21 protein-coding genes are annotated in these 23846 nt (G+C 60.3%); 7 read left to right on the top strand and 14 right to left on the bottom strand.

The window, feature by feature from the left end:
- Positions 1–200: 200 nt before the first annotated feature.
- On the bottom strand, positions 201–680 hold the full coding sequence (locus WA225_RS13280) for an Lrp/AsnC family transcriptional regulator (protein WP_008081091.1): 480 nt from the start codon (positions 678–680) through the stop codon (positions 201–203).
- A 446-nt stretch (positions 681–1126) separates the two neighbouring features.
- On the opposite strand from WA225_RS13280, the gene WA225_RS13275 reads away from it, so the two are divergent.
- Positions 1127–2197: a DUF6515 family protein gene (locus WA225_RS13275; RefSeq protein ID WP_422608278.1), complete on the top strand. Its 1071-nt coding sequence runs from the start codon at positions 1127–1129 to the stop codon at positions 2195–2197.
- Here the strand turns inward: WA225_RS13275 and WA225_RS13270 are convergent.
- Positions 2191–3099, bottom strand: a complete 909-nt coding sequence (locus tag WA225_RS13270) for a cation diffusion facilitator family transporter (protein WP_422608277.1) — start codon at positions 3097–3099, stop codon at positions 2191–2193. The two genes, WA225_RS13275 and WA225_RS13270, sit on opposite strands and share 7 nt — an antisense overlap.
- Positions 3100–3111: 12 nt before the next feature.
- Complete coding sequence (locus tag WA225_RS13265) at positions 3112–3531, bottom strand: hypothetical protein (RefSeq protein WP_016986146.1); 420 nt, start codon at positions 3529–3531, stop codon at positions 3112–3114.
- A gap of 110 nt (positions 3532–3641) precedes the next feature.
- On the opposite strand from WA225_RS13265, the gene hrpB reads away from it, so the two are divergent.
- A complete protein-coding gene (gene hrpB / locus WA225_RS13260; RefSeq protein WP_422608276.1) occupies positions 3642–6161 on the top strand; it encodes an ATP-dependent helicase HrpB in 2520 nt (839 codons plus the stop codon).
- Between the two features lie 25 nt (positions 6162–6186).
- On the opposite strand, the gene WA225_RS13255 is transcribed toward hrpB, so the two are convergent.
- The 9 genes from WA225_RS13255 to WA225_RS13215 form a co-directional block, all read right to left on the bottom strand.
- Entirely contained in the window at positions 6187–7380 is a 1194-nt protein-coding gene (locus tag WA225_RS13255) for a hypothetical protein (protein ID WP_422608275.1), read from the bottom strand.
- Between the two features lie 113 nt (positions 7381–7493).
- Positions 7494–8780, bottom strand: a complete 1287-nt coding sequence (locus WA225_RS13250; protein WP_422608274.1) for an aminotransferase class V-fold PLP-dependent enzyme — start codon at positions 8778–8780, stop codon at positions 7494–7496.
- A gap of 80 nt (positions 8781–8860) precedes the next feature.
- On the bottom strand, positions 8861–9757 hold the full coding sequence (locus WA225_RS13245; RefSeq protein WP_422608273.1) for an EamA family transporter: 897 nt from the start codon (positions 9755–9757) through the stop codon (positions 8861–8863).
- A 31-nt stretch (positions 9758–9788) separates the two neighbouring features.
- A complete protein-coding gene (locus WA225_RS13240; RefSeq protein ID WP_422608272.1) occupies positions 9789–11018 on the bottom strand; it encodes an ATP-grasp domain-containing protein in 1230 nt (409 codons plus the stop codon).
- A 31-nt stretch (positions 11019–11049) separates the two neighbouring features.
- A complete protein-coding gene (locus tag WA225_RS13235; RefSeq protein WP_422608271.1) occupies positions 11050–12381 on the bottom strand; it encodes an ATP-grasp domain-containing protein in 1332 nt (443 codons plus the stop codon).
- 59 nt (positions 12382–12440) lie between these two features.
- Positions 12441–13793 (bottom strand): ATP-grasp domain-containing protein, encoded by a 1353-nt coding sequence (locus WA225_RS13230; protein WP_422608270.1) that lies wholly within the window; start codon positions 13791–13793, stop codon positions 12441–12443.
- A 15-nt stretch (positions 13794–13808) separates the two neighbouring features.
- Positions 13809–14561: a hypothetical protein gene (locus WA225_RS13225; RefSeq protein WP_422608269.1), complete on the bottom strand. Its 753-nt coding sequence runs from the start codon at positions 14559–14561 to the stop codon at positions 13809–13811.
- 88 nt (positions 14562–14649) lie between these two features.
- Positions 14650–14946, bottom strand: a complete 297-nt coding sequence (locus WA225_RS13220; RefSeq protein ID WP_158960136.1) for a 2Fe-2S iron-sulfur cluster-binding protein — start codon at positions 14944–14946, stop codon at positions 14650–14652.
- 94 nt (positions 14947–15040) lie between these two features.
- Complete coding sequence (locus WA225_RS13215) at positions 15041–16303, bottom strand: MFS transporter (protein WP_422608268.1); 1263 nt, start codon at positions 16301–16303, stop codon at positions 15041–15043.
- Positions 16304–16452: 149 nt separating this feature from the next.
- On the opposite strand from WA225_RS13215, the gene WA225_RS13210 reads away from it, so the two are divergent.
- A complete protein-coding gene (locus tag WA225_RS13210; RefSeq protein WP_422608267.1) occupies positions 16453–16908 on the top strand; it encodes a winged helix-turn-helix transcriptional regulator in 456 nt (151 codons plus the stop codon).
- A gap of 21 nt (positions 16909–16929) precedes the next feature.
- Here WA225_RS13210 and WA225_RS13205 read toward each other — a convergent pair whose 3' ends face one another.
- Positions 16930–17844, bottom strand: coding sequence for a LysR substrate-binding domain-containing protein (locus WA225_RS13205; RefSeq protein WP_422608266.1), 915 nt, complete (start codon positions 17842–17844; stop codon positions 16930–16932).
- A 221-nt stretch (positions 17845–18065) separates the two neighbouring features.
- Between WA225_RS13205 and WA225_RS13200 the strand changes: the two genes are divergently transcribed.
- From WA225_RS13200 to WA225_RS13185, 4 genes are all read left to right on the top strand, one after another.
- Positions 18066–19556, top strand: coding sequence for an aldehyde dehydrogenase (locus WA225_RS13200; RefSeq protein WP_422608265.1), 1491 nt, complete (start codon positions 18066–18068; stop codon positions 19554–19556).
- Between the two features lie 501 nt (positions 19557–20057).
- Positions 20058–21044, top strand: a complete 987-nt coding sequence (locus WA225_RS13195) for an ABC transporter substrate-binding protein (protein WP_422608264.1) — start codon at positions 20058–20060, stop codon at positions 21042–21044.
- Positions 21045–21054: 10 nt separating this feature from the next.
- The gene (locus WA225_RS13190; protein ID WP_422608263.1) at positions 21055–21858 is read left to right on the top strand and encodes an ABC transporter permease; all 804 of its coding nucleotides are present in this window, start codon (positions 21055–21057) and stop codon (positions 21856–21858) included.
- Complete coding sequence (locus WA225_RS13185; protein WP_422608262.1) at positions 21846–22682, top strand: ABC transporter ATP-binding protein; 837 nt, start codon at positions 21846–21848, stop codon at positions 22680–22682. The genes WA225_RS13190 and WA225_RS13185 overlap by 13 nt, the downstream gene beginning before the upstream one ends.
- 36 nt (positions 22683–22718) lie before the next feature.
- Here WA225_RS13185 and WA225_RS13180 read toward each other — a convergent pair whose 3' ends face one another.
- A complete protein-coding gene (locus WA225_RS13180; protein WP_422608261.1) occupies positions 22719–23798 on the bottom strand; it encodes an endonuclease/exonuclease/phosphatase family protein in 1080 nt (359 codons plus the stop codon).
- Positions 23799–23846 lie beyond the last annotated feature (48 nt).

Raw genomic sequence — 23846 nt, 5'->3', positions numbered from 1 at the left:
CTGATCTGACGACTGACCCTCACCCTAACCCTCTCCCGGAGGGAGAGGGGACTGACCGAGGTGTCTTGCGTCATACATCGACCTGAAAAATCGAGTCGATTATGGATTCACTACACAACGTTCAGGTCGGCGTACATCTTGAGCAACCCACGGTCGGCCCCCTCTCCCTCCGGGAGAGGGCTGGGGTGAGGGGCTTTTGATCAGTTGCGCAGGTGGGTCAGCGGCAGTTCCGTGCTGTTCAACACCTGATTCAGCACAAAACTCGAACGAACGCTGGTCACGCCTTCAATCCGCGTCAAATGCCCCAGCAACAACTTCTGATAGTGATCCATGTCCGGCACCACCACTTTCAACTGGTAATCCGCATCAACCCCCGTCACCAGACTGCACTCCAGCACCTGCGGCAAGGTACGAATCGCCGCTTCGAAATTCTCGAAACGCTCCGGGGTGTGCCGATCCATGCCGATCAGCACATACGCGGTCAGGCTCAGCCCGAGCATCTTGCGATCAAGCAATGCCACCTGACGCGAGATATACCCATCGTCTTCCAGTTGCTTGACCCGACGCGAACACGGGGAGGGCGACAGACCGATGCGCTCGGCCAACTCCTGGTTGGAGATGCGGGCGTCGCGCTGCAATTCCGCCAAAATGCTCAGGTCGTAACGGTCGAGTTTGCTCATCAATCTGTCCTTGGTTGTAACTATTGCGGCGGATTATCTATCCAGGGTTAAAAATTGCGCAAGTGGTGTTTATTTCAGCAATCTTCGCAATCCTCTGTCGCGGCCCCAGGCCTATTCTTATCACCAGAATCACTGCTCGGTAACACAGTCCACGCGGCCCGCCCTATCCGGCCTGCCGCGGCCGCCACCCCCACCGGGGTTGTGCCGGCCCCCGAGCTGCACACTGTCCAGAAGACGGCGTGAGGTGAGCCGACGTCAAAAGCGTCGAGCCAGGACGAAGTTCTCTAAAGGGAGGCCGACGGGTCTCCCTTTTTTCTTGCCTGCGATTTCATGCCAGACGCTCAATAAATAAGTTGCGCGACTGATAACCTGTTGCAGAACCGGATGTTCCCGACCCGGTCTTAGTTACAGGCCGCCCTTAATTACAGGCCTCAGTGAGGAAAAGCATGAAGTCGCGCATCTGGCGTCTGGCCGGTGTTGGTGTGTTGTGTGTGAGTGTCAGTGTGCAAGCGCTGGCCGATGACCCTGAAAGCCGCAGCCCGAATGGCAACGGTAACGGCGGACGCGGGCCGGAACATCAGGGCAACAATCAGGGGCATGGCGGCAATAATCAGCAGCCGCGTCCGCAGAACAATCAGCCGCCGCAGAATCAACCGCGCCCGCAGAACAACGAGATCATTCGTGGCGACAACAGCCGCCAGTTCGAGCACAACGGCCAGCCGCACAACAACAATGGCCAGTGGCAAAACCACGATCAAAATCGCCCGGCGTACAACCCGAACCCGGTGCGCCAGCCGCCACCGCCGCCACAACTGCCGGCCAACAGCCTGCCGATCCAGCCACGGCCCGACGCCGTGCGCCAGACCCAGGAGCCGCGTCAGGGTTACTACCGCGACGAGCGTCCGCAAAACGGTTACAACAACCAGCATTGGCAAACCAATAATCGGCCCAACGACAATCGCTGGCCGGGGCGTCCGGACGGACATGGCAATGGTTGGGGCCCGGGTCCGCAATACCGGCCGGGGCATGTGATCGACCGCTTCCCGGATCGCGATTACCGCGTGCCGTATCGTGGCCAGGATTACTTCTTTTCCGGCGGCTACTGGTATCGCCCGCAAGGCCCGCGCTACATCGTCGTGCAACCGCCGCGCGGGATCCGCATCCAGTATTTGCCGGATTACGCCCGTGAAGTGTGGATCGGTGGTTCGCTGCTGTTCCTCGCCGCCGGTTCCTACTACGCGTATCAGGAAGCGACCCAGGATTACGTGGTGGTCGAGCCGCCGGTGCAGCAGGCGCAGCCGCAATCCCAGGGCTATGACGTCGAAGCCTATCCGGCCAATGGCCAGTCCCCGGAGCAAGTGCAGCAGGACGGTTATCAGTGCTATCAGTACGCGGTGCAGCAAAGCGGTTTCGACCCGCGCACCGCGACCTATCAGCCAGCGCCCGAAGTGGTTCAGGCGTACCGCCAGGCTCAGGGCAATTGCCTGAGCAGTCGCGGTTATCAGGTCAGTTACTGAAGCCGGGTTTGCGCCCGTTCAGACTTGACCACTTCCTGCGGGTCGGCGTGCACCAGCACTTCGGCGCGCGGGTAGGCTTTGTGAATGGCATCGGCGGCTTGATCGCTGATGCCGTGGGCCACTGACAGGGTCAATTCCCCCGGCAATTCCAAGTGCAACTGCACGAACCAGTGGTTGCCGGAGATCCGCGTGCGCAAGTCATGCGCGCCCAATACACCCGGCACACTGCAGGCCAGTTCAAGCATGTGCTGACTGACGTCCGTTGGCAGTTCTTCATCCATCAACACCGAAAAACTTTCCCGGGCAATCTGGACCGCACTCCACAGAATGTAGGCAGCAATCCCCAGACCGAACCACGCATCCAGTTGTTCAAAACCAAACCCGGCGAGGATCAGCGCAATCAGGATGCTTCCGTTGAGCAACATGTCCGAGCGATAGTGCAGCGAATCCGCGCGCACGGCGTTGGAGCCGGTCTGCTTGATCACCCGATGCTGCAACACCAGCAACGCCGCCGTCAGCAGCAGCGAAAAAACGATCACGCCGATGCTCAGCCACGGCGCGCCGAGCGGTTGCGGATCATGCAGTCGCTCGTACGCCTGGAACGCAATCAACACCGCACTGCCGCCAATGAACAGCGCCTGCGCCATGCCCGCCAGCGATTCCGCCTTGCCGTGACCATATCGGTGATCGTCATCCGCCGGGCGCAGCGCGTAATGCACCGCCAGCAGATTGAGCATCGAGGTGATGCCGTCCAGCGCCGAGTCGGTGAGGCCGGCGAGCATGCTCACCGAACCGCTCAGCCACCAGGCGATGGCTTTGGCGACGATCAGCGTGCAGGCGACCGCCACCGAGGCGCGGGTCGCCAGCCGCAGCAGGCGGGCGTGTTCGGGGCTGGAGGTCATTTAACGTCCTTTTTAAGCGGCGGGTTGCAGGCCGAACATGGCCAGTTGTTGAGTGCTGCCCTTGTGCTGAATCAGGCGCGGGTCGTCCAGAGGAAAGTCCCGTCCAAGTTCGCTTTCGAGAATAGCCTGTAGCTTGTGATTATCGACCTGACCGTCCGGGCCGATGGCTTGTTTGAGCTTGGCCGGATCAATCTGCGCGGTGTGGCCGGGTTCGAAATAGATCGCGCCAGTGGCGAAGTCGACGGCAAACGCGATCAAGCCGGGGATGATGTAGAACAGCAGCCCCACGGCGTCGAGCACGGCAATCGCCGGGTCGATCTTGCCGTCGATCTGACCGCGACGATCCGGATAGAAAATCGAACCGCACGCGGTGATTTGCGTGAGCAGGGTGGCGACCAGTACACCGCCGATCAGGCGAAAAGGTAAGCGCATGGGAAAATCTCCTGATTCATCTAAGAACGAAGCGTTGTCGTGTGAAGTTAAGACCCTGACGAACGCCCGCCAGTTCGCCGTTATACTCGCCGCTCTGTTTGGGAGCCAGCATGAATTCTTTGCCAATCGATGAAGTTCTACCCGCCCTGCGTGAAGCCTTGGCGACTCGCCACGAAGCGGTGCTCGAAGCACCGCCCGGCGCCGGTAAAACCACCCGCGTGCCGCTGGCCTTGCTCAATGAAACATGGCTGGCCGGGCAGACCATTCTGATGCTTGAACCGCGCCGCCTCGCCGCGCGAGCAGCGGCGGAACGGCTGGCCAGCGAGCTGGGCGAGAAGGTCGGTGAAACCGTCGGTTATCGCATTCGTCTCGACAGCAAGGTTGGCCCCAACACACGCATCGAAGTGGTCACCGAAGGCATTCTCACCCGGCGCTTGCAGGACGACCCGGCGCTGGAAGGCGTGGGCCTGCTGATCTTCGACGAATTTCACGAGCGCAGCCTCGACGCCGATCTGGCGCTGGCCTTAAGTCTGAACGGTCGCGAGTTGTTTCGAGCTGAACAGCCGCTGAAGATTTTGCTGATGTCGGCCACGCTCGAAGGCGAGCGTCTGGCCGGGTTGCTCGACGATGCACCGATCCTGCGCAGCGAAGGCCGCATGTATCCGGTGACGATGCGCTGGGGCCGGCCGTTTCAGCCCGGCGAATACATCGATCAGCGTGTCACGCAAACCGTGCTCGAAGCGCTGCACGATGAAACCGGCAGCCTGTTGGTGTTCCTGCCGGGGCAGGCGGAAATCCGTCGTGTGCATCAACAATTGGCTGACGCGATCGGTGAGCGCAGTGATGTTTTGCTTTGTCCGTTGCACGGCGAACTCGACCTCAATGCGCAACGCGCGGCGATCGATGCGGCGCCGCCCGGTCAGCGCAAAGTGGTGCTGGCGACCAACATCGCCGAGACCAGTCTGACCATCAACGGCGTGCGCGTGGTCATCGATGCCGGGCTGGCGCGGGTGCCGCGTTTCGACCCGGGCAGCGGCATGACGCGCCTCGATACCCAGCGGATTTCCAAGGCCAGCGCCACGCAGCGCGCGGGCCGCGCCGGGCGACTGGAACCGGGCGTTTGTTATCGCTTGTGGTCGCAGGATCAGCACGAACAACTCGCCGCTTATGGCAGTGCGGAAATTCTCTCGGCGGATCTCGCCAGCCTTGCCTTGCAACTGGAACGCTGGGGCGTGACGCCGGGCGAACTGGTCTGGCTCGATGCTCCACCAGCGGCGGCGTATGCCCAGGCGCAGGACTTGTTGCAGCGACTTGGCGCGCTGGAGGGTGAAGCGCTGACCACTCACGGTCAGGCCATGGCGGAATTGCCGGCACATCCGCGTATCGGTCATTTACTGCTGCGCGGTCAGGCGTTGGGCCTGGCGAACATGGCGTGCAATGTCGCCGCGTTGCTCGGTGAGCGCGATATTTTGCGTGGCGCTGGAGCGGATTTGCACAGTCGATTGGTGCTGCTTTGCGGCGAAGAGCGCGCCGCCCGTGGTGCGCAGGGCGGGGTGCAGCGCGCTAAGCAATTGGCGCGGCAATATCGCGGTTACCTGCGCGGCAAGGCCAGCGAGCCGGTCAGCGATCCCGATCATCCGCGCTGGCTCGGCGCGTTGCTGGCGCTGGCCTATCCGGATCGCGTCGCCCAGCAGCGGCGAGCCGGTGGCGCTGAATATCGTCTGGCCAACGGCCGCGCGGCGCTGTTCGCCGAAGCCGACAGCCTGATGAAAGAACCGTGGATCGTCATCGCCGACCTCGGCAGCCGTCAGGGCCAGCGTGAAGAGCGGATTTATCTGGCGGCGGATTTCGATCCGGCGCTGTTCGATTCGGTGCTCGCCGAACAGGTGCGCAACGTCGATCAACTCGACTGGGACGAGCGCGAAGGCGTGTTGCGCGCCGAGCGTCAGCGCAAGGTTGGCGAGCTGATTCTCAGCCGTGAACCGCTGACCGGTCTCGATGAAAATGCGCGCAGTCAGGCGCTGGTCAATCTGGTGCGGCGCAAGGGTCTGGAACTGTTGCCGTGGACGCCGGAATTGCGTCAGTGGCAGGCGCGGGTGGCGTTATTGCGCCAGTTGCAATTGAACGCTCAGGAAGACAGTCAGTGGCCGGATGTCAGCGATGCAACGTTGCTCAACACCCTCGAAGATTGGCTGATGCCGTATCTGGGCAAGGTCTCGCGGCTCAGTCATTTTGCCAATCTGGACCTGTCGAGCATCGTCCGTAATCTGCTGCCGTGGCCGCTGCCGCAAAAGCTCGATGAGCTGGCGCCGCATCATTTGAGCGTGCCGTCGGGGTCGTCGATTCGTCTGGACTACAGCGAGTTTCCACCGATTCTCGCAGTGCGTTTGCAGGAGTTGTTCGGGCTGGCCGATACGCCACGAATCGCCGGCGGCCGGCAGGTAGTCAAATTACATCTGCTATCGCCAGCGCGGCGGCCGGTGCAGGTCACGCAGGATCTCGCCAACTTCTGGCGCAGCACCTATGCCGAGGTGAAGAAGGATTTGAAGGGACGGTATCCGAAGCATTACTGGCCGGATGATCCGTTGGTGGCGGAGGCTACTGCGCGGGCGAAGCCCCGGGGCACCTGACCCAGGACTGCGCGCCGCGCTGGTTTCAGACGCTGACAACCTCGCCGCGCGAATGGCCTTGGGCAAAGCGCGTCGCCGAGGTTTGCAATAGCAGTCCGACGCTCAAGGTCACCAACAAGAACGGCAGCAGCCAGGCATTCTCGATCATTGCCAATTGCAGGCTGAGGATCAGCAGCAGCACCGGCGTGGCCAAGGCATTCGCCCGGCTGACATACAAGCCGACAGCCGCTTCACTGTAGCGGCAGGCAATGGCCACGCGGATGTGCACCCGTGCGCCACCGAACGCCATACCGAGAATCAACAGGCTCAGCGCCTTGAGCAATAGCGTGTCGGGCATCAGCAGCCACATCGAGGTGGAAATCACCGCCAGTGCGATCAGGCCGGACAAGTACGCCATCAGGTTGCGTCCGGTATTGGCAATGATCACCAGCACACCGATCAGCGCCATGCCCATGCCGAATACCGCATCCAGCACGCCCAGCTCAAAGAGCGCCCAGCCATGGTTCGACACATACACCGGCAGCATGAAGTTGAATGCGCCGAGGATCGGCCAGATCAGGACCATCGGGATAAACAGCGTCAGCGGCAGTTTGGCCGGTGCTACGATCCGGTCTGTTTCGGTCACCACCGTCGGCAAGCTGTCGCGGGTGAAGCAAATTGCCGCGACCATGAAAAATCCGCTGCTGAGCACCAGCGAAAAGCCCATTCCGGGCAGGATCGGCATCAATCCGGCCGCCAGCAATGGACCGATCATCAGCGCCGCCTGACTGGTGGCAGTGGTTGCACCACTGATGCGTCGCACTTTGGTTTCGTCCATGCCCCGTTGCAGTTGGGTGAACCACATGTCCAGGCTGGCCTCGAGCGACATGATCATCAGCCATACGAACAGATTGGTGATCAGCAAACCAGCAGTGAAGTCACGCGACACTCCGGAAACCAGCGCCAGTGCGGTCAGCCCGAACACAAACCAGCTGCTCATCTGACGTCCGTTCATACGAATCGCCAGGCGTTTGATGATTGCCGGCGTTATAAATGCGGGGATGAACGAGCAGAAAATCGCTAGCGCCAGCGGCCAGTATCCGCCCTCGTTCTGGTTGAGGATCGTCCACGTCAACGAGACGAGCAACGCCCCGGAAAACAACCGATAAACCGTCGAGCAGAACAGGAACATTGCCAGCTCTTTGGCGGCACTATGAGTGACAGCGGGGTTTTTATTCATGTCATCGATCCTTGCCCTTGGAGACGCGGCGATTGTTCAATTAAAAGGCGGGCACCCGCGACTGCACCGGCGGTAAGCCAGTGCATGAAGCAGACGTTGATTCGGTCTGGGTGTCAGACCAGCGAGCGCATGACTTTGAGGGTTTTGTCGATGTCTTCGGGCGTGTTGATGATCCCGGCGGAGAAGCGCACCGTCGAATGGCGGTAGGGCGTGGCGCTGGCGATGATCTTCTGCTCTTTGAGCCGAGCGACGATCTCCCTGGGGTCGCGATTCTTGACATCACAGCAGACGAATCCGGCCGAGAACTGCTCGGCCTGTGGCGTATGCAAGTAAACGGCGGGCAGCTTGGCCAGGCCTTCCTTGAGCTGGCCATTGAGTTCAGACACGCGCTCGGCAATGCGCTTGCGGCCGATCTGTTGAATGAACTCGAAGGCGGCGATCATCGCCCACTGGTTTTCGAACGCGAGGAAGCCCCCGGGGCTGACCCAGGCCGCTTGCGTCTGGCCCTGTGGATCCCGTTGCTGGCGCCAGGCATTGGCCGGTTCGGCAGCCATGATGGTCGGAATGGTCGGTGTGATCTGTGCCCACTGACCTTCACGGGCCCAGACCAGCCCCGTGCCGTGTGGGCCCAAAATCCACTTGTGAGTGCCCGCGCTGAAAAAGTCGCAGCCCAGACTCGCCACTTGCGCCTCGGAACAGCCGAAGCCGTGCACGCCGTCGATCACGTAGATGATCCGGTCGGCTTCGGCGCGATCACGATTGATGCCCGCCACCAGAGCACCGATCTCACGCACCGGCAAGCGCACGCCGGTGCCTGAATGTACCCAGGTCATGGCAAGAATACGGGTGGCAGGTCTGATGGCTTGTTCAATGCGCGTGACGATGGCATCCGTGCTGACATCCTCGGGACCTTCGTAGAGATCGATCCGGCGAATGCTGCCGCCCCATTTGACCACCGCCAGGCGCATCGCCTCGTCGTGGGTGTACCACTCGTGATGAGTGGTGAGAATTTCCTGGTGCGCAGCGAGTTTCAAACCGTTGTAGACCATCGCCAGACCCTGAGTGGTGCTGGTCGTCAGGGCGATGTCTTCGGGGCGTCCGCCGGTGTACTCGGCTGCGGCCGCACAGACCTTGCGCCAGACCATGTCCTCCGGTTTGGCAAACATGTTGTCTTCGAGGTAGGTGTACGGGTTTTCATCGAAGGCCTGGCGGTGGCGGGCCATCGCATCGCGCACCGGTTTCGGGTTGGAGGCGAGGAAAAAGTTGGAGAGGTGCACGAACTCCGGCGACAGGTTGAACTGCGCCCGCACTGAAGCCCAATCGTTGGGGTTCAGGGGTGTTGCCGCGTCTTTGTGAACAGGCGAATTGCTCACCTGTGCATTTGCCACACTTGCAATCATGCTGCCTCCAGCCAGGGTCGCGCCCACGGCGGCCCCCACGAATTCACGTCTTCCCAGACCCATACGGACTCCCTGTCGATTCATATTGAACTGCGCGCAGGACGCGCAAACATAGCATTGAAAATACGCTGGCCATAGAGGCCTACCGCCAGGCCGAGCACGATCAGAATCACCGCGAGGACTTTGCTCGCCGGCACGCTTTCGTGAAAGATCAGCACCGAACCGAGCATGCCGAAGATGGGTACCAGCAACGACAGCGGCGCGACGGTCGATACCGGATAAGTCTTGAGCAACGAGTTCCAGATCCAGTAGGCGAACAGCGTGTTGGGGTAAACCTGAAACAGGATCGACAGCACGGCGGTCGTATCAACCTGACTGACGAACGTGGTGTAGCCGGCGCTGCCGTTAACCGCGTAGTCGAGGGCGAATAACGGAATCGGCGCGAATGCGCTGGACCAGACGAGGAAAGCAAAAACCTCCTTGGTGCTGGCCTTCTTGTTGATGATATTGGCGATGCTCCACGACACGGCGCCCAGCAGCACCAGCAGCACACCGGGCAAACTCACCGAACCGTCGCTGATCAGGATGATGCACAGCAAACCGCCGAGCGCGATCAGCATGCCCAGCACCTGAAAACGCGTCAGCGCTTCCTTGAATACCCAGCCACCAAGGAGGATGGTGAAGAAGGCGCTGAATTGCAGAACCAGCGAAGCAATCCCCGCCGACAGTCCGGCCTTGATGCCGAGGTTGACGATGCCCCACAGACCGATGCCGAACACCAGCCCGTAACCGACGATGTAGCGCCACGGCACATTCGGTTTGCGGATGAAAAAGATCGCCGGTAACGCACAAAGGCTGAAGCGAATCCCCGCGAGGATGAACGGGTCTACGGTGGCCAGTCCCAGTTTGATCACCGAGAAATTAACCCCCCAGATTGCCGTGATCAGTACAGCCAATACGACGTGCAGTGGTTTCATAAAGGAATCGCCTTGATAAGGGTGGGCGGTGTCACGCGACGGATGTCAGGTGTTCGGCAAGGCTCACTCGGGCAAACAGCGTTTGCATCCAGGCGCGGGTCTGTTGCGGGTCGGCAGTCTTGACGATCCCGGCCAGCGGTGCCTCGAACGCTGAATAAGTCACGTGTTCCGGCAGCAACGCGCCCGGCTGCAGCTCGTTCCACTGCACCACGACGGGACTGGTGCGCAGTTCCTCTGCGCCGTTGAGGCCTTGATAGTTGCGCTCGGACAGCGTGTGTCCGGGGAACACAAACCAGCCAAAACCCAGGTCGGGTGCCTGAAGATTCAGGTGTTCGAGATCGAGTGCGCCTTCAATATGGATACGCAGCTCCAGCGACGGCAGATGAATACCGGTGGCCAACTCGTAGGTCGCGACGACATCAGCGCCGCCGACCCGGTTGCCGACCTCAAGAAACACCGGCTCATCACCTTCCATGATGGCTTCAAGATGGAATGCACCGTTGTGAATCTGCACCGCTGCCAGCGCAGCGCTGACCCACGCCTTCATGGTCGCCGTGGTTTCAAGATGCCAAGAGCCCAACGGCTGACCGCGCTCCATGTAGTCCAGACATGTGCCGACGTATTCGCTGGAGAGCAGGGTGAGGATTTGTCCGTCCTGCACCAGACCGTCAAAATGCCGAATCGGGCCGCTGATGAATTCTTCGACCTGAAACTCTTCGATGCGCAACGACAGCTGGCTGACCTTGTGGCGAATTTCATCGAAGGCGCAGGCCGGCTGCTGGTGGATGCTGACATCAAGACTCGACGCGCCACTGTGCGGCTTGAGCACGGTCGCCCCGCGCCACGGCACGTTGCCCTGCAATGCCAGATAGCGTTCCAGCGACATGAAGCGTGGCACGCGCAATTTGCGCGCCTGCACGGCGGCCTTCATGTCGAGCTTGTTGCGCGCCAGATTGACCGCCGCCAGCGATGCGCCTTCGACATTCAATGCTTCGCGCAGGCGTGCGGCGTCGAGTAGTTCGTATTCGGACATCGAGATGATCCGGTCAAAACGTTGCAGATCATTCGCAAGCAATGCCATGGCTTCATCGTAAGCGCTGGCCAGCCCCGGCCGGACGATCCGGGTGCAGCGCAGTTGCGGTGGCAGCGTATCGATCGCCGACTGTTTGCCCAGATAGGTGACCTCGTGCAGATCATGATCGATGCCACGGTGGTACTCGATGCGCGGGTAGGGCACTCGATGCAGAATCAGAATTTTCATGCGCGTACTCTCGAAACGTTATAGACGGAAATCAGGACGCCACTTTGAACAGCAGCTCGACGCTCAGAGAGCGATCAAGCACCTGCAGCCACTGCTCGCGCAGGACTCGCACCAGATCACGGATGTCCACAGACGGATTGTGCAGAGCGACACAGGCATGGGCGACGAAGTCGCTGTTGTCACGCGGTGTCGCATGGATCAGCCGCGATTCGCCGGCTACCCACGCGCTCTCGAGCAGGGCAATGTCGGCGCGCGCCAGGTTCAGGGTCTCTGCCGCCAGCTCCAGCGTTTCAGCGATCAGGCCTGCCAGGTCACCGAGTTCAGCGACTTCGAGCGTGACGTCGCGCGGCACCCCGAACATCACCGTGGCGGCACTGCAGGTAGCGGCAGGCAGTTCGTCTGCAACTTGCCCGGCAAACACCGAATCGACCCAGGCCGCATACAGGTCAAGCCCGTACACGGCTTGCGCCAGCGTCCAGATTTTCATTCCCCCGGGGCGCCGGTTCGGTTCAATCACCGCCGTGCTCTTGCCGTCGTCGCTGAGCTTGATCTCGTTATGAAACGGGCCGATACGCTGGCCGACCAGACGGTTGACCTGCTCGCCCGCGACGTGAATCGCCAGCCGTTCCTGCTCGCTCAGACGCGCTGGCAGAATCTGTGCGACTTCGACCGGATAGCGGCCGGTGGCGCTGACTTTCTCGGTGATGAACCACAGCTTGCCGAGGCCATCGTATGAGTATTCGCGGGTGAACGAGATGAACGCTTCGGCCAACACACCGCCGTGCAGATAGGGTGCGACTTCGGCAAACGCCTGCTCGCAATCACCGCCCGGCGCGACCATCACGACCCCGCGATTGTTGCCTTCGCACGCAGGCTTGATGACGAAGCCACGCTCCTGGCGGCCGGCAAAATGACGCACATCGTCGATGCAGCCGATCTGCGCGAAATCCGGCAGGTTCACACCCAACTGGTTCAGCGCCGGGCGCAGGCGATTTTCGGCGATGCGGTATGCCAGTTTGTCGAACGCGCCCAGTGCCAGTTGCGCACAGTCCACCGCCAGCCCGAGACGCTCGAGCAGCCCGGCACCACTGGCCACCGCGTTGTCGGAAAAGACGATGCCGGCGCTGATCCGCGCAGCGTCATCGCCCAATTGATTCAAGGCGAGGTTGATGAAATCGGCGGCCAGTGGATCGGCATCGATCACCCGGTCGCTGATGCCTTGATCATGAGCCTGTGGATTGGCCCTGACGAGCCAGGTCTGCGCGCCCCATTGTTGGCGCGCGTGGTCACGCAAGTGGCGGACGTCGGCGATCCGGCTCAGGTTGTAGTCCACAATCAGCAATACAGGCGCTCGCAACGACATGTTGTTCTTCCTCATCCATGGGGTGTGACATCGACAGCGGTAATGTTCCAGGCGATTGCTCAGCGATGTTCCAGGGTGCTATCGGCCTCATAGCGGATATCCAGCGCGGTGGGGGAAATGTGCGCCAGGCGTTGCAACTCGGCGACGCGATCGACGCGCTTGAACGTCCACAACAATTGCCCCAGAAACACTTCACGCGCATGGGCCGGAATGACATCGCCGGCTTTCAGCAGGATGTGCTGCACCACCGGATCCAGCGGTAACTCGTTGAGCGTCACCGAACTCAGGGTTCCCGGTTGGGCGAAGTACACCCGAAAGAAGGTCGCCAGGGTTTGCTCGCAGCTGCCATCGGCCTGCCATTCAAACGCCGCCAGGTGCTGGAGCAATGCCTCGCGTGGCTGACTCTCGTCCTGACTGGCCAGCAGCAGATCCAGCCACAGCGAAAGCATGCTGTGGCCGTTCGTCACAGCCGCGACACTGTGCGAGATCAGGCTGCCACCCACGCGTGGATTGATTTCGATCAGATCCCAGTGCTTGCCAGTGAAACGGGCTTCGATGTGATAGCAGCCCCATTTCAGCTGCATGCAATCGAGCACCTGTTTCAGCCAATCCAGGCCGGCAGCGATCTGTGCCTGGTCAAGGCTGGCAGGGGGCGTGGTGCAGCTGTCTTCAAGTACCGTTTCGGCGGTCTCGGTTACTTCGTGTTTTTCATGGATGGCCACGACGTGCACCTGGCCATCCACTAACAGAGTCTCGAAGCTGAACTCGTGGCCGGGAATGTAGTTCTCCGCCATGAATGTCAGTCCATCGTTGAATGCCGAGGCGTACACCGTGTCCTCGGCAGAGGCCAGACGCAGCGCCTCCAGTGCATCCCAAGTGGTGTCCTGGCGCAGCGCAAATGCTGCGTAGGAAGCAATACCGTAAATTGGCTTGATGAAATACCGTTGATCCTGTGCCTGCAAGGTTTCCAGCACCGCAGCCGTCAGCGCAAATGCGTTGGCTTGCGACAGACCCGCTTCAGCCAGTCGGTTGCGCACATTGAGCTTGTTGCGCAGAGCCAGCGCCTGCCCCGGATCAATGTCATAAGTACCGAGCGACGCATTGGCTGTGGCCATCAAGTGGCGATAGCCTTCCCATACGCTGATGCAGCAAGTCACCTGTTCGCCCGACTTGCGCAGGGCCTCCAGTGCGTTTTGCACATCCCCCGGCTTCAACTGATGGTTGTCAGTGGTGTATAGCCGGTCCGCCCAGGCGTGAATCTGTTCCAGGCGGGCCGGTACATGTTCCGGAAGCGGCAATGAAGACAGCACGAAACACCGGAGCTGGCGGCGCTGCAACTCCTCCTTCAGATCTTCGAGAAAAGAAAAGCCGCAGTGGCTCAGGATCAAAACACCGGGTTGGTTCGAATTCATTGCCTGCTCCATGGCTTAAGCGGCCTTGTCTTGCGGCTTGGCCAGGGTGTTGATGTACAGCTCGCTGAAGTACATCGCGAGGATTTTCTGGTGCTCCTCGAGGTAGCGTTTCAACGCGGCAATGTCCTGCTCGCCTTTGATCAGGAAGCGCAGGGCTGCCCAGACTTCACCCGGGTGGTCATCGTTGATGTCGGTATGCGAATGGGACACCTGGCCAACAATCTTGGTCTCGCCCACCGATGCCTTGAGTGCTTCGAGCTTGCGCGGCTCAAGCTTCACGTTGACGTATTCAACCAGGTAGGAATAGGCGATTACGCCGAGCGGGCCTTCATGGTCGAGCAGGTAGGAGAAGAAACCGGCCAGCAGCTTCGTCGACAGGTACGGTTCGGTGGCGAGGAACTCTTCGCGGTTGACACCGACACGCTTCAGGTCATCGATGAACAGTTCGTCATGGAGCATCTCTTCCTGTTCGTAGTGCGCCCAGATCTGCGCGGCGGCAGGGCTGACCTTGGCCACTTCGACCAGTGCCTTGGCTTCGGCAACGCGCAGCAGACGGATGCGCCATGCGGTTTCGATCAGGTGGCGCTTGTAGTACTCGCTGTTAACGTCCTTGCCTTCAAGATGCGCGGCTTGGGGGACGGTGGCGTACCACTGCTCCACTTGCACGTCGATGATCTTGTCGATCTCGGCGCGCAGATTGACCGAGCCGGCAGCATTGAGGAAAGGTGTGGTATCACCATAGCCAACATTCTTTACACGGTTAAGCATCATCAAGTCCTTTTTAGTTTATGGATAACGGTTTAAACAATGACCAAACTTCCAGTGTTACTTGCACAACGATTTCAACAGCGTTACATCAGCCAATGATGTCAATGGCCACTTCACCTCTCAGCAGGCACTGGCATGCCAGGCGGTATTCTTCACCGCTGTAACCCAGTACTTCGATAAATGCTTCTTCATCGTCATCCCGAGGGTTCAACGCCTCGATACCTGACGTCACCTTGATCAGACAAGCCCCGCACGCCCCGACCCGACAGCCCAGCGGGATCAGATTCTTCCCGCCGGCTTCGTATTCGATATCGGTAAAGGGCGCGTTAGTCGGTAACTGAAATTCAAGTTGGTGCGCATTAATGGTTAATGTGTGCAGCGCCATACATGCCCCTATCAATAGTAAAGTTCGTGTGGCAGGCACACAGTTTCACGCCGCACTGTGTCGGCTGTGAACGTTACTTGTCGCGATGGAAAAGTTATCGAGAGGTCAACTCGAGGTACATCCAGTAGAGCAAAGCAATGCCGCTGAAAGTTGCACCTAATATACAAACAGCCACCCAGCCCCAATGCGCATAGGTGTAAGTGGCTGCAATTGCACCGGCGCCACTGCCCACCGAGTAGAAACACATATAGGCGCCCACCAGACGGCTTTGCGCATCAGGCCGTGCGGCAAAAATCAGGCTCTGGTTGGTCACGTGTACCGCTTGCACGGCGAAGTCCAGCAGCACCACACCGACCACCATGGCGAGCAACGAGCTTTCAACGAATGCAGTCGGCAACCAGGACAGGGTCAACAGTGCCAGGGCAATGCCGGTGGTGCGATTGCCCAGACCCTGGTCGGCCAGACGTCCGGCGCGTGCCGCCGCCAGCGCACCCGCCACGCCGGCCAGACCGAACAGACCAATCTGCGTATGTGAAAGTGACAATGGCGGCGCGCTCAGTGGCAACACCATGGCGGTCCACAACACGCTGAAGGCGGCGAAGATCAGCAGAGCAAACGTGCCGCGGACGCGCAGCGTGGGTTCGCTGAGATATAACTGGAACACCGAGCCGAGCAGGCGCCAGTAGCTGACTTTGGTGGGCGGCGTGGTCGAGGCCGGCATGGTTCGATACAACACCAGCGCCATGCCGACCATCAAGGCTGCCGACACGAAGTAGACGCCGCGCCAGCCCGCGAGGTCGGCTACTGCGCCAGAAACGAAGCGCGCGAGCAGAATGCCCAGCACCACACCGCTGGTCACGGTGCCGATGGCTTGACCACGTTGATCCGGGCTGGCGAGGGTCGCGGTGTAGGCGACCACCACTTGCACCACTACCGCCATCAAACCGACCAGCACCATCGCGCCGAGCAGCATGCCCCAGTCCTGAGCCAGCCCGACCGCGCACAGCGCCACGGCACTCAGCAACATCTGCGTGAGGATCAGGCCTTTTCGGTTGAGCAAGTCGCCCAGCGGCACGATAAACAGCAGACCAACTGCGTAACCAGCCTGTGTCGCTGTGACCACGATACCAATCGTGCTCGGAGCGACCGAAAGGCTGGCAGCCATCGACTCCAGCAACGGTTGAGCGAAGTAGACGTTGGCCACGGCCATGGCGCAGGTAATGGCGAAGAGAAATGTCTGGTAACGACTTAAACCGGCGCGGCCTGGACTCTGTAAAGGCGCGCAAGCGGCGGCTCCGGCGCCCGTGTTTTCGGCTTCGACGTCCATCTTCGAAGGCTTTTGAGGGTTCAGCGACATCATTCCATCCTTGGGAATAACTGGTTTCTAAACGAAACCGATGCGTTGATTTTTAGCAAAACTGGTTTTAATCTACAACTAGTTTTTCAAAATATTTTTGTCTGACCTTAGAACTCTTTTTCAACGCACTTCCCTCAAATTGGAGAAACATGGCCAGACAGCAGCTACTGGCACAAAGCGAATGTCCTGTGGCCCGCACGCTTGAGGCTATCGGCGATCGCTGGGTGTTGATGATCATCCGTGACGCGTTTGATGATGTGCGTCGCTTCAGTGAATTCCAGAAACGTCTGGGCCTGGCGAAGAACATCCTCACGGTGAAACTCAAGAGGCTGGTCGAGCTGGGTGTGTTCGACATCCAGCCCGCTTCCGACGGCTCGGCCTACAAGGAATACGTGCTGACCGAGATGGGGCGTGCGGTGTTTCCCATCGTGATCAGCATGCGTCAGTGGGGGGAGCGTTATCTGTTCAGCAAGGGCGAGAGCTATTCAGTGCTTCTGGACAATGATCACGCGGAGCCGGTCGAGATCATTGCTGTGCGTTCCAGGGCGGGTAAGGTGCTGAGCCCGGCGGATTGCCACCGTCGCGTGGTCAAGCGCCGCACTTGAAGTCTGCGCGGGCTTGGGGCTTCAGCCCGCGGCTTTGGCTGTCAGGTGTTCGCGGCAATAATCGGCAAACAACTGCGCCGGTTTGGTCAACTGCCCGCGCTTGAGCCACGCGGCCACCAAGCCTGAACCGGTGACGTCTTCGACGATGTCCACACAGACGACTTTCTTGCCATCGTAGGTGCATTCCGAGTGAGGTTTGGTCACCAGAATCGAAAAACCAAACCCCTGACCGACCATCCCGCGCACCATCTCGATCGACGGCGAGCTGAATTCGATGCGCGGCGTCAGCCCCAACTCTTCAAACAGGCTGACGAAGTAGGTTCGACTCGGTTGTACGTCCAGCAAAATCATCGGTTCCAGGCATAAATCCCTCAGCGAAACCTGATTGTATTCGGCGAAGCGGTGGTCGGCGGGCAGCAGCGCGTAAGGCCGTTGCGCCGGCATCAACGGCTCGGTCTGAATAGTCGCATCGAGGTCGTGTTCGTAGAGGATGGCCAGATCAAACGCACCGGCGGTCAGGCCTTGCACAAGCTCTTGCTGCTCACCGTCGCGGATGCGGATTTTCACTCCGGGATACAGCGCGGAAAACCCGGCGATCAATTGCGGCAGGTACAGCGGCGCGACGGTTTCAAAGCAGCCGATATCGATTTGTCCCGCGACAATGTCGTTGTCGGCCAGTGCGTTCTGTTCGAACTCCTTGGCCATGCGCAGCAGTTCTTGTGCCTTGCGGAAAAACCGCGCCCCGCTGGGCGTCAGCGACACGCCTTGGGCGTGATGACGGATCAGCAGTTGCACGCCGAAGCTGTCTTCCAGGCCTTTGATCGCGGTGGAAATCGCCGGTTGCGCGATGTACAGCTTGCGCGAAGCCTCGGCAACGCTGCCGCATTCGACGGTGGTGATGAAGTATTTCAACTGACGCAAATTGTAGGCGGCCACGGCAAACCTCAGGACGAGCGGACTCGACTTTCAAGCAATTTGTGCGCCGCCACGTCCGTTGCGCGACGATGTTGTTATCCCTCAACCATAGCCACCTGCGCGGCGTTTGGGGGAAGTCATTGCCCAGTGTTTTTATTGCCTGCGAAGACATTTTTACTATTTTTAGCCCATGCCGGCCTGAGCGACCATCGATTCACAATAACGTCTCAGGAGCATCCGTCGTGTTCGAGCTTGCAGAGTGGCAGCGCCGTGCCGTTGCGTTGAAATTTCCCGATCAAGCCGTGATCGACGGCCAACATTGCGCCGCGCAGTCGGGGCAGACCTTCGCCGCGATCAATCCGGCGACCGGGCAGTGTCTGGCGAATGTCGCTGCGTGTGGCGAGGAAGATGTCGACGCGGCCGTGCGCAATGCGCGGCAAGTGTTTGAGGCGGGAACCTGGTCGCAACGCCCGCCCGCCGAGCGCAAGCAAGTGTTGCTGCGCTTGGCGGATTTGCTGATGACGCATCGTGAAGAACTGGCTTTGCTCGACTCTCTGAACATGGGCAAACCAGTGATGGATGCCTACAACATCGACGTGCCAGGCGCTGCCGGGGTGTTCCGTTGGTACGCCGAAGCCATCGACAAACTCTACGATCAGGTCGCGCCCAGTGCGCCGAATGTGTTGGCGACGATCACCCGTGAAGCACTGGGCGTGGTGGCGGCGGTGGTGCCATGGAATTTCCCGTTGGACATGGCCGCATGGAAGCTCGCGCCGGCATTGGCGGCGGGTAATTCGGTGATCCTCAAACCGGCCGAGCAGTCGCCGTTTTCGGCGTTGCGTCTGGCCGAGCTGGCGCTGGAGGCAGGGCTGCCGCCGGGTGTGCTGAATGTGTTGCCGGGGCTTGGCGAACAGGCCGGCAAGGCTTTGGGTTTGCACGCGGATGTCGATTGTCTGGTGTTCACCGGCTCGACGCAGGTCGGCAAATATTTCATGCAGTACTCCGCGCAGTCGAACCTCAAACAGGTGTGGCTGGAGTGCGGTGGCAAGAGTGCCAATCTGGTGTTCGCCGATTGTCAGGATCTCGATCTGGCGGCGGAGAAAGCTGCGTTCGGGATTTTCTTCAATCAGGGTGAAGTCTGCTCGGCCAATTCGCGGTTGCTGGTGGAGCGCTCGATTCATGATGAGTTCGTCGAGCGCCTGAAAGCGCAGGCTGAACGCTGGTTGCCGGGGGATCCGCTGGATCCGCAGAGCAGCGCCGGGGCGATTGTCGACAGCAAACAGACGGCGGGCATCATGCGCTTTATTCGCAGTGCCGAGCAGTCGGGGGCGACGCGGGTTTGTGGCGGTCAGCAGCGGCGTTTCAACGGGTCGGATAATTTTATTGAGCCGACGATTTTTACCGGTGTGACAGCTGACATGCCGCTGTTTCGCGAAGAGGTATTTGGGCCGGTGTTGGCGGTCGTGCCGTTCGACAGTGAAGAGGAAGCGGTGCGTTTGGCAAACGACAGTGTCTACGGGCTGGCGGCGTCGCTGTGGACCGATGACCTTAACCGCGCCCATCGAGTGGCGCGGCAGTTGCGCGCTGGCACAGTGTCGGTCAACACGGTGGATGCACTGGATGTGACGGTGCCGTTTGGCGGCGGCAAACAATCGGGGTTTGGCCGCGACCTGTCGCTGCACTCGTTCGACAAATACACCCAGCTGAAAACTACCTGGTTTCAATTGCGCTGAAACCGGGTCGTCCCGTTCGCGAGCAAGCTCGCTCCCACACTGGATCTATGTCACCCCGAAGATCCCCTGTGGGAGCGAGATTGCTCGCGAAAGCGGTGGGTCAGCAGCGAAAATATCGACTGATACGGCGCCATCGCTGGCAAGCCAGCTCCCACAGGGTTCAGTGGTGTCTACAAATCCAGTGGGCGCTCGAGATCTTTGTGGGAGCTGGCTTGCCAGCGATGGCATTCTCCCAGCCACAGAAAATCCCCGATCTGCACCCACCTTGCGCACCCGCGCAATCGCCGCCCTTTAGCAGTGCGCGCTACCCAGTTTTTTCATCATTTGCAGCCAACAATTTCCTGATTTTCCTCACCGTGCACATGGGCCACCATCGATCTTGCCCGCCAGCCGAATGTTGTCCGCCCAAGCGTCCGCGAGAGACCAACGGCAGCAACTGCACAACGGCCGGCGACCGTACTGCCCATGACAAAACTAAATCAACAGCGTCGGGAGTGCTCCATGATCAAGTCCTTGTGTTCACGTCTTACTCATCCTCTGGCAATCACCGCCCTTGCTGCCACGGTCGCGACCAGCGCCCAGGCCGGCACCTTGTCCATCGGCCACACCACGTGGGTCGGCTACGGCACCCTCTATCTGGCTCAGGACCTGGGCTACTTCAAGGAAAACGGCCTGACTGTCGAATTGCCGGTGGTCGAAGAGGCCTCGATGTACATGGCCGCGCAGGCGTCTGGGCAATTGTCCGGTTCGGCGTCGACCATCGATGAAGTGCTCAAGTACCGTCCGCAATTCTGCTTCAAAGCGGTCGCAGCGCTGGATGACAGCCATGGCGGCGACGGCGTGCTGGTCGGCAAGGATGTGAAGAGCTTGCAGGAGCTCAAGGGCAAATCCGTCGCGGTCAACGAGGGTTCAACCTCACAGTTCTGGCTCTCGTACCTGCTGAAAAAGAACGGCATGAGCATGAGCGACATCACCGTGCAGAACATGACCGCTGACGATGCCGCCACCGCCTTCATCGCCGGTCGCGTCCCCGCCGCCGTGACCTGGGAACCGCACCTGTCGATGGTCCGCGACAAGCAGCAAGGCAAAGTGCTGATCGACAGCAGCAGCACCCCCGGCGTGATCGTTGATGTGGTCGCGCTCAATTGCAGCGTCATCGATAAGCAACCGGAAGACGTCAAAGCGCTGGTCGCCGGTTTGTACAAAGCCGTGCAGTACACCAAGGATCACCCGCAAGACGCCTACAAAATCATGGCCAAAGGCGTCGGCGGTTACTTGTCCGATCCGAAGGAACTGGCCGCCGCCGCACAAGGCGTGCGCTTCTACGATCAGGCCATGAGCGAAAAACTTCTCGGCTCACCGGGCAAACCGGGCGACAGCGCACCGCTGATCAAACTGGCCAACGAAACCGCCAGCGAATTGCAGGGCAAACCTTACAACGTCAGCAACGACGAACTGGTCGACAACCGTTTCGTCAGCCCGCTCTAGGAGGTCTGTCATGTTCAAGCGCAATTCGTGGCTGAGCCGCAGCCTCACGCCGAAAACCGCGTTGCCGGTGCAAGTGGTGTGGAGCGCCAGCGCTCTGGCCTGGGTGTTGTTGGTCGGCTTATGGGCTGGGTTGTCTTACGGCGGCATTGTCCCGGGAATGTTTTTGCCGACGCCGGGCGCGGTGGCTGAAGCCGCCGTGCGCCTGGGCCGTGACGGCACGCTCGGCACACACGTGTGGGCCAGTGTCGAAGTGGTGATGGTCGGCTTCATCGTGTCGTCGCTGGTGGCGGTGCCGCTGGGGTTGCTGATGGGCAGTTTCCGCATCGTTCAGGCCTTCCTGGAACCGTTGGTGAACTTCATTCGCTACCTGCCGGTGACCTCGTTCGTGCCGCTGTTCATTTTGTGGATCGGCATCGGTCTGGAGCAGCGCGTCTCAGTGATTATCTTCGGCGTGTTTTTCCAGCAACTGGTGATGATTGCCGACGTATCCAAAGGCATTTCCAAGGATCTGATCAACGCCTCTTACACCCTGGGTTCGAACCGTCGCGATGCGGTGTTGCACGTGATCGCGCCGGCCTCGGTGCCCGGTGTGCTCGACACCTTGCGGGTGACCATGGGCTGGGCCTGGACCTATCTGGTGGTGGCCGAACTGGTCGCCGCCTCCAGCGGTTTGGGTTATTTGAGTCTGAAGGCCATGCGCGGTTTTCAGGTCGACGTGATTTTCCTCGCCATCGCGATCATCGGCCTGCTCGGTCTGGTCACCGATCAACTGTTCCGTTTTCTCCGTTTGAGGGTTGCCGCATGGGCTCAGTGACTGCTGCCAATCATCGTTTTATCGAACCCGTTGCGACGCCGGCGCAGGCGGCGCCGCGCTTGCAAGTGGACAAGGTCAGCCTGCGTTACAAGAAGCCCGACGGTGGCACGTTTACTGCGCTGGAAGAGGTGTCGTTCGAGGTGCCGGATCAGCAGTTTGCCGTGCTGGTCGGGCCGTCGGGTTGCGGCAAGTCGAGCCTGCTGTATCTGACTGCGGGCCTGGCCGAGCCGACCTCCGGCGAGATCTACGTCGGCGGCCAGCAGGTGCAAGGCCCCGGCGCAGATCGCGGCATGGTCTTTCAGAGCTACACATTGTTTCCGTGGTTGACGGTGCGCCAGAACGTCGAGTTCGGCCTTAAGCGTCGCGGCATGCCGGCGGCGCGGCGCAAGGAAATCGTCGATTATTACGTCAACGAAGTCGGCCTCACCGGGTTCGCCGACAACTACGCCAAGCAGCTGTCGGGCGGGATGATGCAGCGCGTGGCGATTGCCCGCGCACTGGCCAACGACCCGCAGATTTTGCTGATGGACGAACCGTTCGGCGCGCTGGACAGCCAGACGCGTTTGCAGATGCAGCAGTTGTTGCTGCGGGTGTGGGGCAACAGCAAGAAGACCGTGTTGTTCGTCACCCATGACATCGACGAAGCGATTCTGCTCGGTGATCGGGTCTATGTGATGGGCGCGAAACCTGGGCGGATCAAGCAGATTCTCGATGTGCCGATCGAACGCCCGCGCTCACTGGACATGGTCATGGAGCGCTCGTTCATCGATATGAAACGGCAGATCTTCGGGCTGCTGCATGACGACCTGGAAGAAGTCCACTGACCCCGAAATCCCCGGTAGGAGCTGCCGCAGGGGGGATTAGGGCGCAGCAGGCAACAAGAAGCGCGCGATTACCGGCAGATGATCGGAGATGCGCAACGTATCGTCCTGGCGCACCGTCGCTTCGACCCGTTTGATTTTCGGGCTGTAGAACAGGTAGTCGACCGTACGGTCCGGGCCATTCAGGCCGGGGTCGTTGGGGTAGTGGGTCAGCCACTGCGCACGGTCGATGCCGCTGGCTTCGTTATTGGTCGGGATCATCGGATATTTGTCCCACAGCAGATGCAGTTCGCTGTCGGCGGAGTAGGGCGTACGCTGTTCGGCAGGCAAGCGGCGGTACTGGCCGAGCGGCAACAGATTGAAGTCTCCGCCGATCAGCCACGGCAGGCCCTGGCTTTCATACTTGTCGAGGACCTTGGCCACCGCCGTCACTTGTGCGCCCGGCGTGTCATTCGGCTGGCTGACGCGCTCAAGATGGGTGTTGAACACGGTCAGTTGCCCGCCGTCACTCAAGGGCAGTTTGGTCGCGAGCAGGGCGTCTTTCGGTTGGAACTGACGGCTGATGACATTGGCAGAGGCCACCGGCAATTGCAGGCGCTCGGCGTGCTCGATGCGGTAGCGGCTCAGTGTCGCCAGTTGCCGGCCGACGCTGCCGAAGATGTGTCGGTCAGGGACGAAATCGGCTTTCCAGTCGAAGGCGCTGGCACTGCACGGGTACAAATCGGCGACGCGTTCCTGCAACAGTTTGAGCTGGTTCTGATAGTCGCTGGCCTTGGCGCCGTCATCGAGTTCCTGCAGCAGCACCACATCGGGTTGTTCGTCGCGGATCACCCGCGCCACTTCGTCGAGGCTGAAGGCCATGTCTTCCAGCGTCGGCGCTTCGTCATCGCCTTGCGCCAGATCATTCCAGAACACGTAACGTTTGCCGGCCAGAAACTGCACGTTCCAGGTCATGACTTTCAGCGCTTGCCCGGGCACCAGCGTCGGCACGGTGGCGGTGCAACTGACCGGCAGGGTTTCGCGGGCGTCGGGGCGCCAGGTCAGGCTGAACATCAGCCCGCCGATCACGGCGATGGCGAGCACAACGAGCAACAGGGTGTAGCGCAGTAGGCGGGTCATGGCTCGACTTATAGCGTTACAGAAAGTGGCCCCGAGCATACCTGAGCG

The sequence above is a fragment of the Pseudomonas sp. genome, from assembly GCF_049300855.1.
Lineage (GTDB): Bacteria > Pseudomonadota > Gammaproteobacteria > Pseudomonadales > Pseudomonadaceae > Aquipseudomonas.
The sequence above is the reverse complement of the archived record's forward strand: the minus strand, read 5'-3'. Positions and strand labels throughout refer to the sequence as shown.

Excerpts from the sequence above, each read along its gene's own strand:
- WA225_RS13275 (WP_422608278.1), top strand. The coding sequence starts at position 1,127 with ATGAAGTCGCGCATCTGGCGTCTGGCCGGTGTTGGTGTGTTGTGTGTG.
- WA225_RS13225 (WP_422608269.1), bottom strand. The coding sequence starts at position 14,561 with ATGCTTAACCGTGTAAAGAATGTTGGCTATGGTGATACCACACCTTTC.
- WA225_RS13235 (WP_422608271.1), bottom strand. The coding sequence starts at position 12,381 with ATGTCGTTGCGAGCGCCTGTATTGCTGATTGTGGACTACAACCTGAGC.
- WA225_RS13185 (WP_422608262.1), top strand. The coding sequence starts at position 21,846 with ATGGGCTCAGTGACTGCTGCCAATCATCGTTTTATCGAACCCGTTGCG.
- hrpB (WP_422608276.1), top strand. The coding sequence starts at position 3,642 with ATGAATTCTTTGCCAATCGATGAAGTTCTACCCGCCCTGCGTGAAGCC.
- WA225_RS13230 (WP_422608270.1), bottom strand. The coding sequence starts at position 13,793 with ATGAATTCGAACCAACCCGGTGTTTTGATCCTGAGCCACTGCGGCTTT.
- WA225_RS13190 (WP_422608263.1), top strand. The coding sequence starts at position 21,055 with ATGTTCAAGCGCAATTCGTGGCTGAGCCGCAGCCTCACGCCGAAAACC.
- WA225_RS13195 (WP_422608264.1), top strand. The coding sequence starts at position 20,058 with ATGATCAAGTCCTTGTGTTCACGTCTTACTCATCCTCTGGCAATCACC.
- WA225_RS13245 (WP_422608273.1), bottom strand. The coding sequence starts at position 9,757 with ATGAAACCACTGCACGTCGTATTGGCTGTACTGATCACGGCAATCTGG.
- WA225_RS13220 (WP_158960136.1), bottom strand. The coding sequence starts at position 14,946 with ATGGCGCTGCACACATTAACCATTAATGCGCACCAACTTGAATTTCAG.
- WA225_RS13210 (WP_422608267.1), top strand. The coding sequence starts at position 16,453 with ATGGCCAGACAGCAGCTACTGGCACAAAGCGAATGTCCTGTGGCCCGC.
- WA225_RS13255 (WP_422608275.1), bottom strand. The coding sequence starts at position 7,380 with ATGAATAAAAACCCCGCTGTCACTCATAGTGCCGCCAAAGAGCTGGCA.
- WA225_RS13265 (WP_016986146.1), bottom strand. The coding sequence starts at position 3,531 with ATGCGCTTACCTTTTCGCCTGATCGGCGGTGTACTGGTCGCCACCCTG.
- WA225_RS13180 (WP_422608261.1), bottom strand. The coding sequence starts at position 23,798 with ATGACCCGCCTACTGCGCTACACCCTGTTGCTCGTTGTGCTCGCCATC.
- WA225_RS13270 (WP_422608277.1), bottom strand. The coding sequence starts at position 3,099 with ATGACCTCCAGCCCCGAACACGCCCGCCTGCTGCGGCTGGCGACCCGC.
- WA225_RS13240 (WP_422608272.1), bottom strand. The coding sequence starts at position 11,018 with ATGAAAATTCTGATTCTGCATCGAGTGCCCTACCCGCGCATCGAGTAC.
- WA225_RS13280 (WP_008081091.1), bottom strand. The coding sequence starts at position 680 with ATGAGCAAACTCGACCGTTACGACCTGAGCATTTTGGCGGAATTGCAG.
- WA225_RS13215 (WP_422608268.1), bottom strand. The coding sequence starts at position 16,303 with ATGTCGCTGAACCCTCAAAAGCCTTCGAAGATGGACGTCGAAGCCGAA.
- WA225_RS13250 (WP_422608274.1), bottom strand. The coding sequence starts at position 8,780 with ATGATTGCAAGTGTGGCAAATGCACAGGTGAGCAATTCGCCTGTTCAC.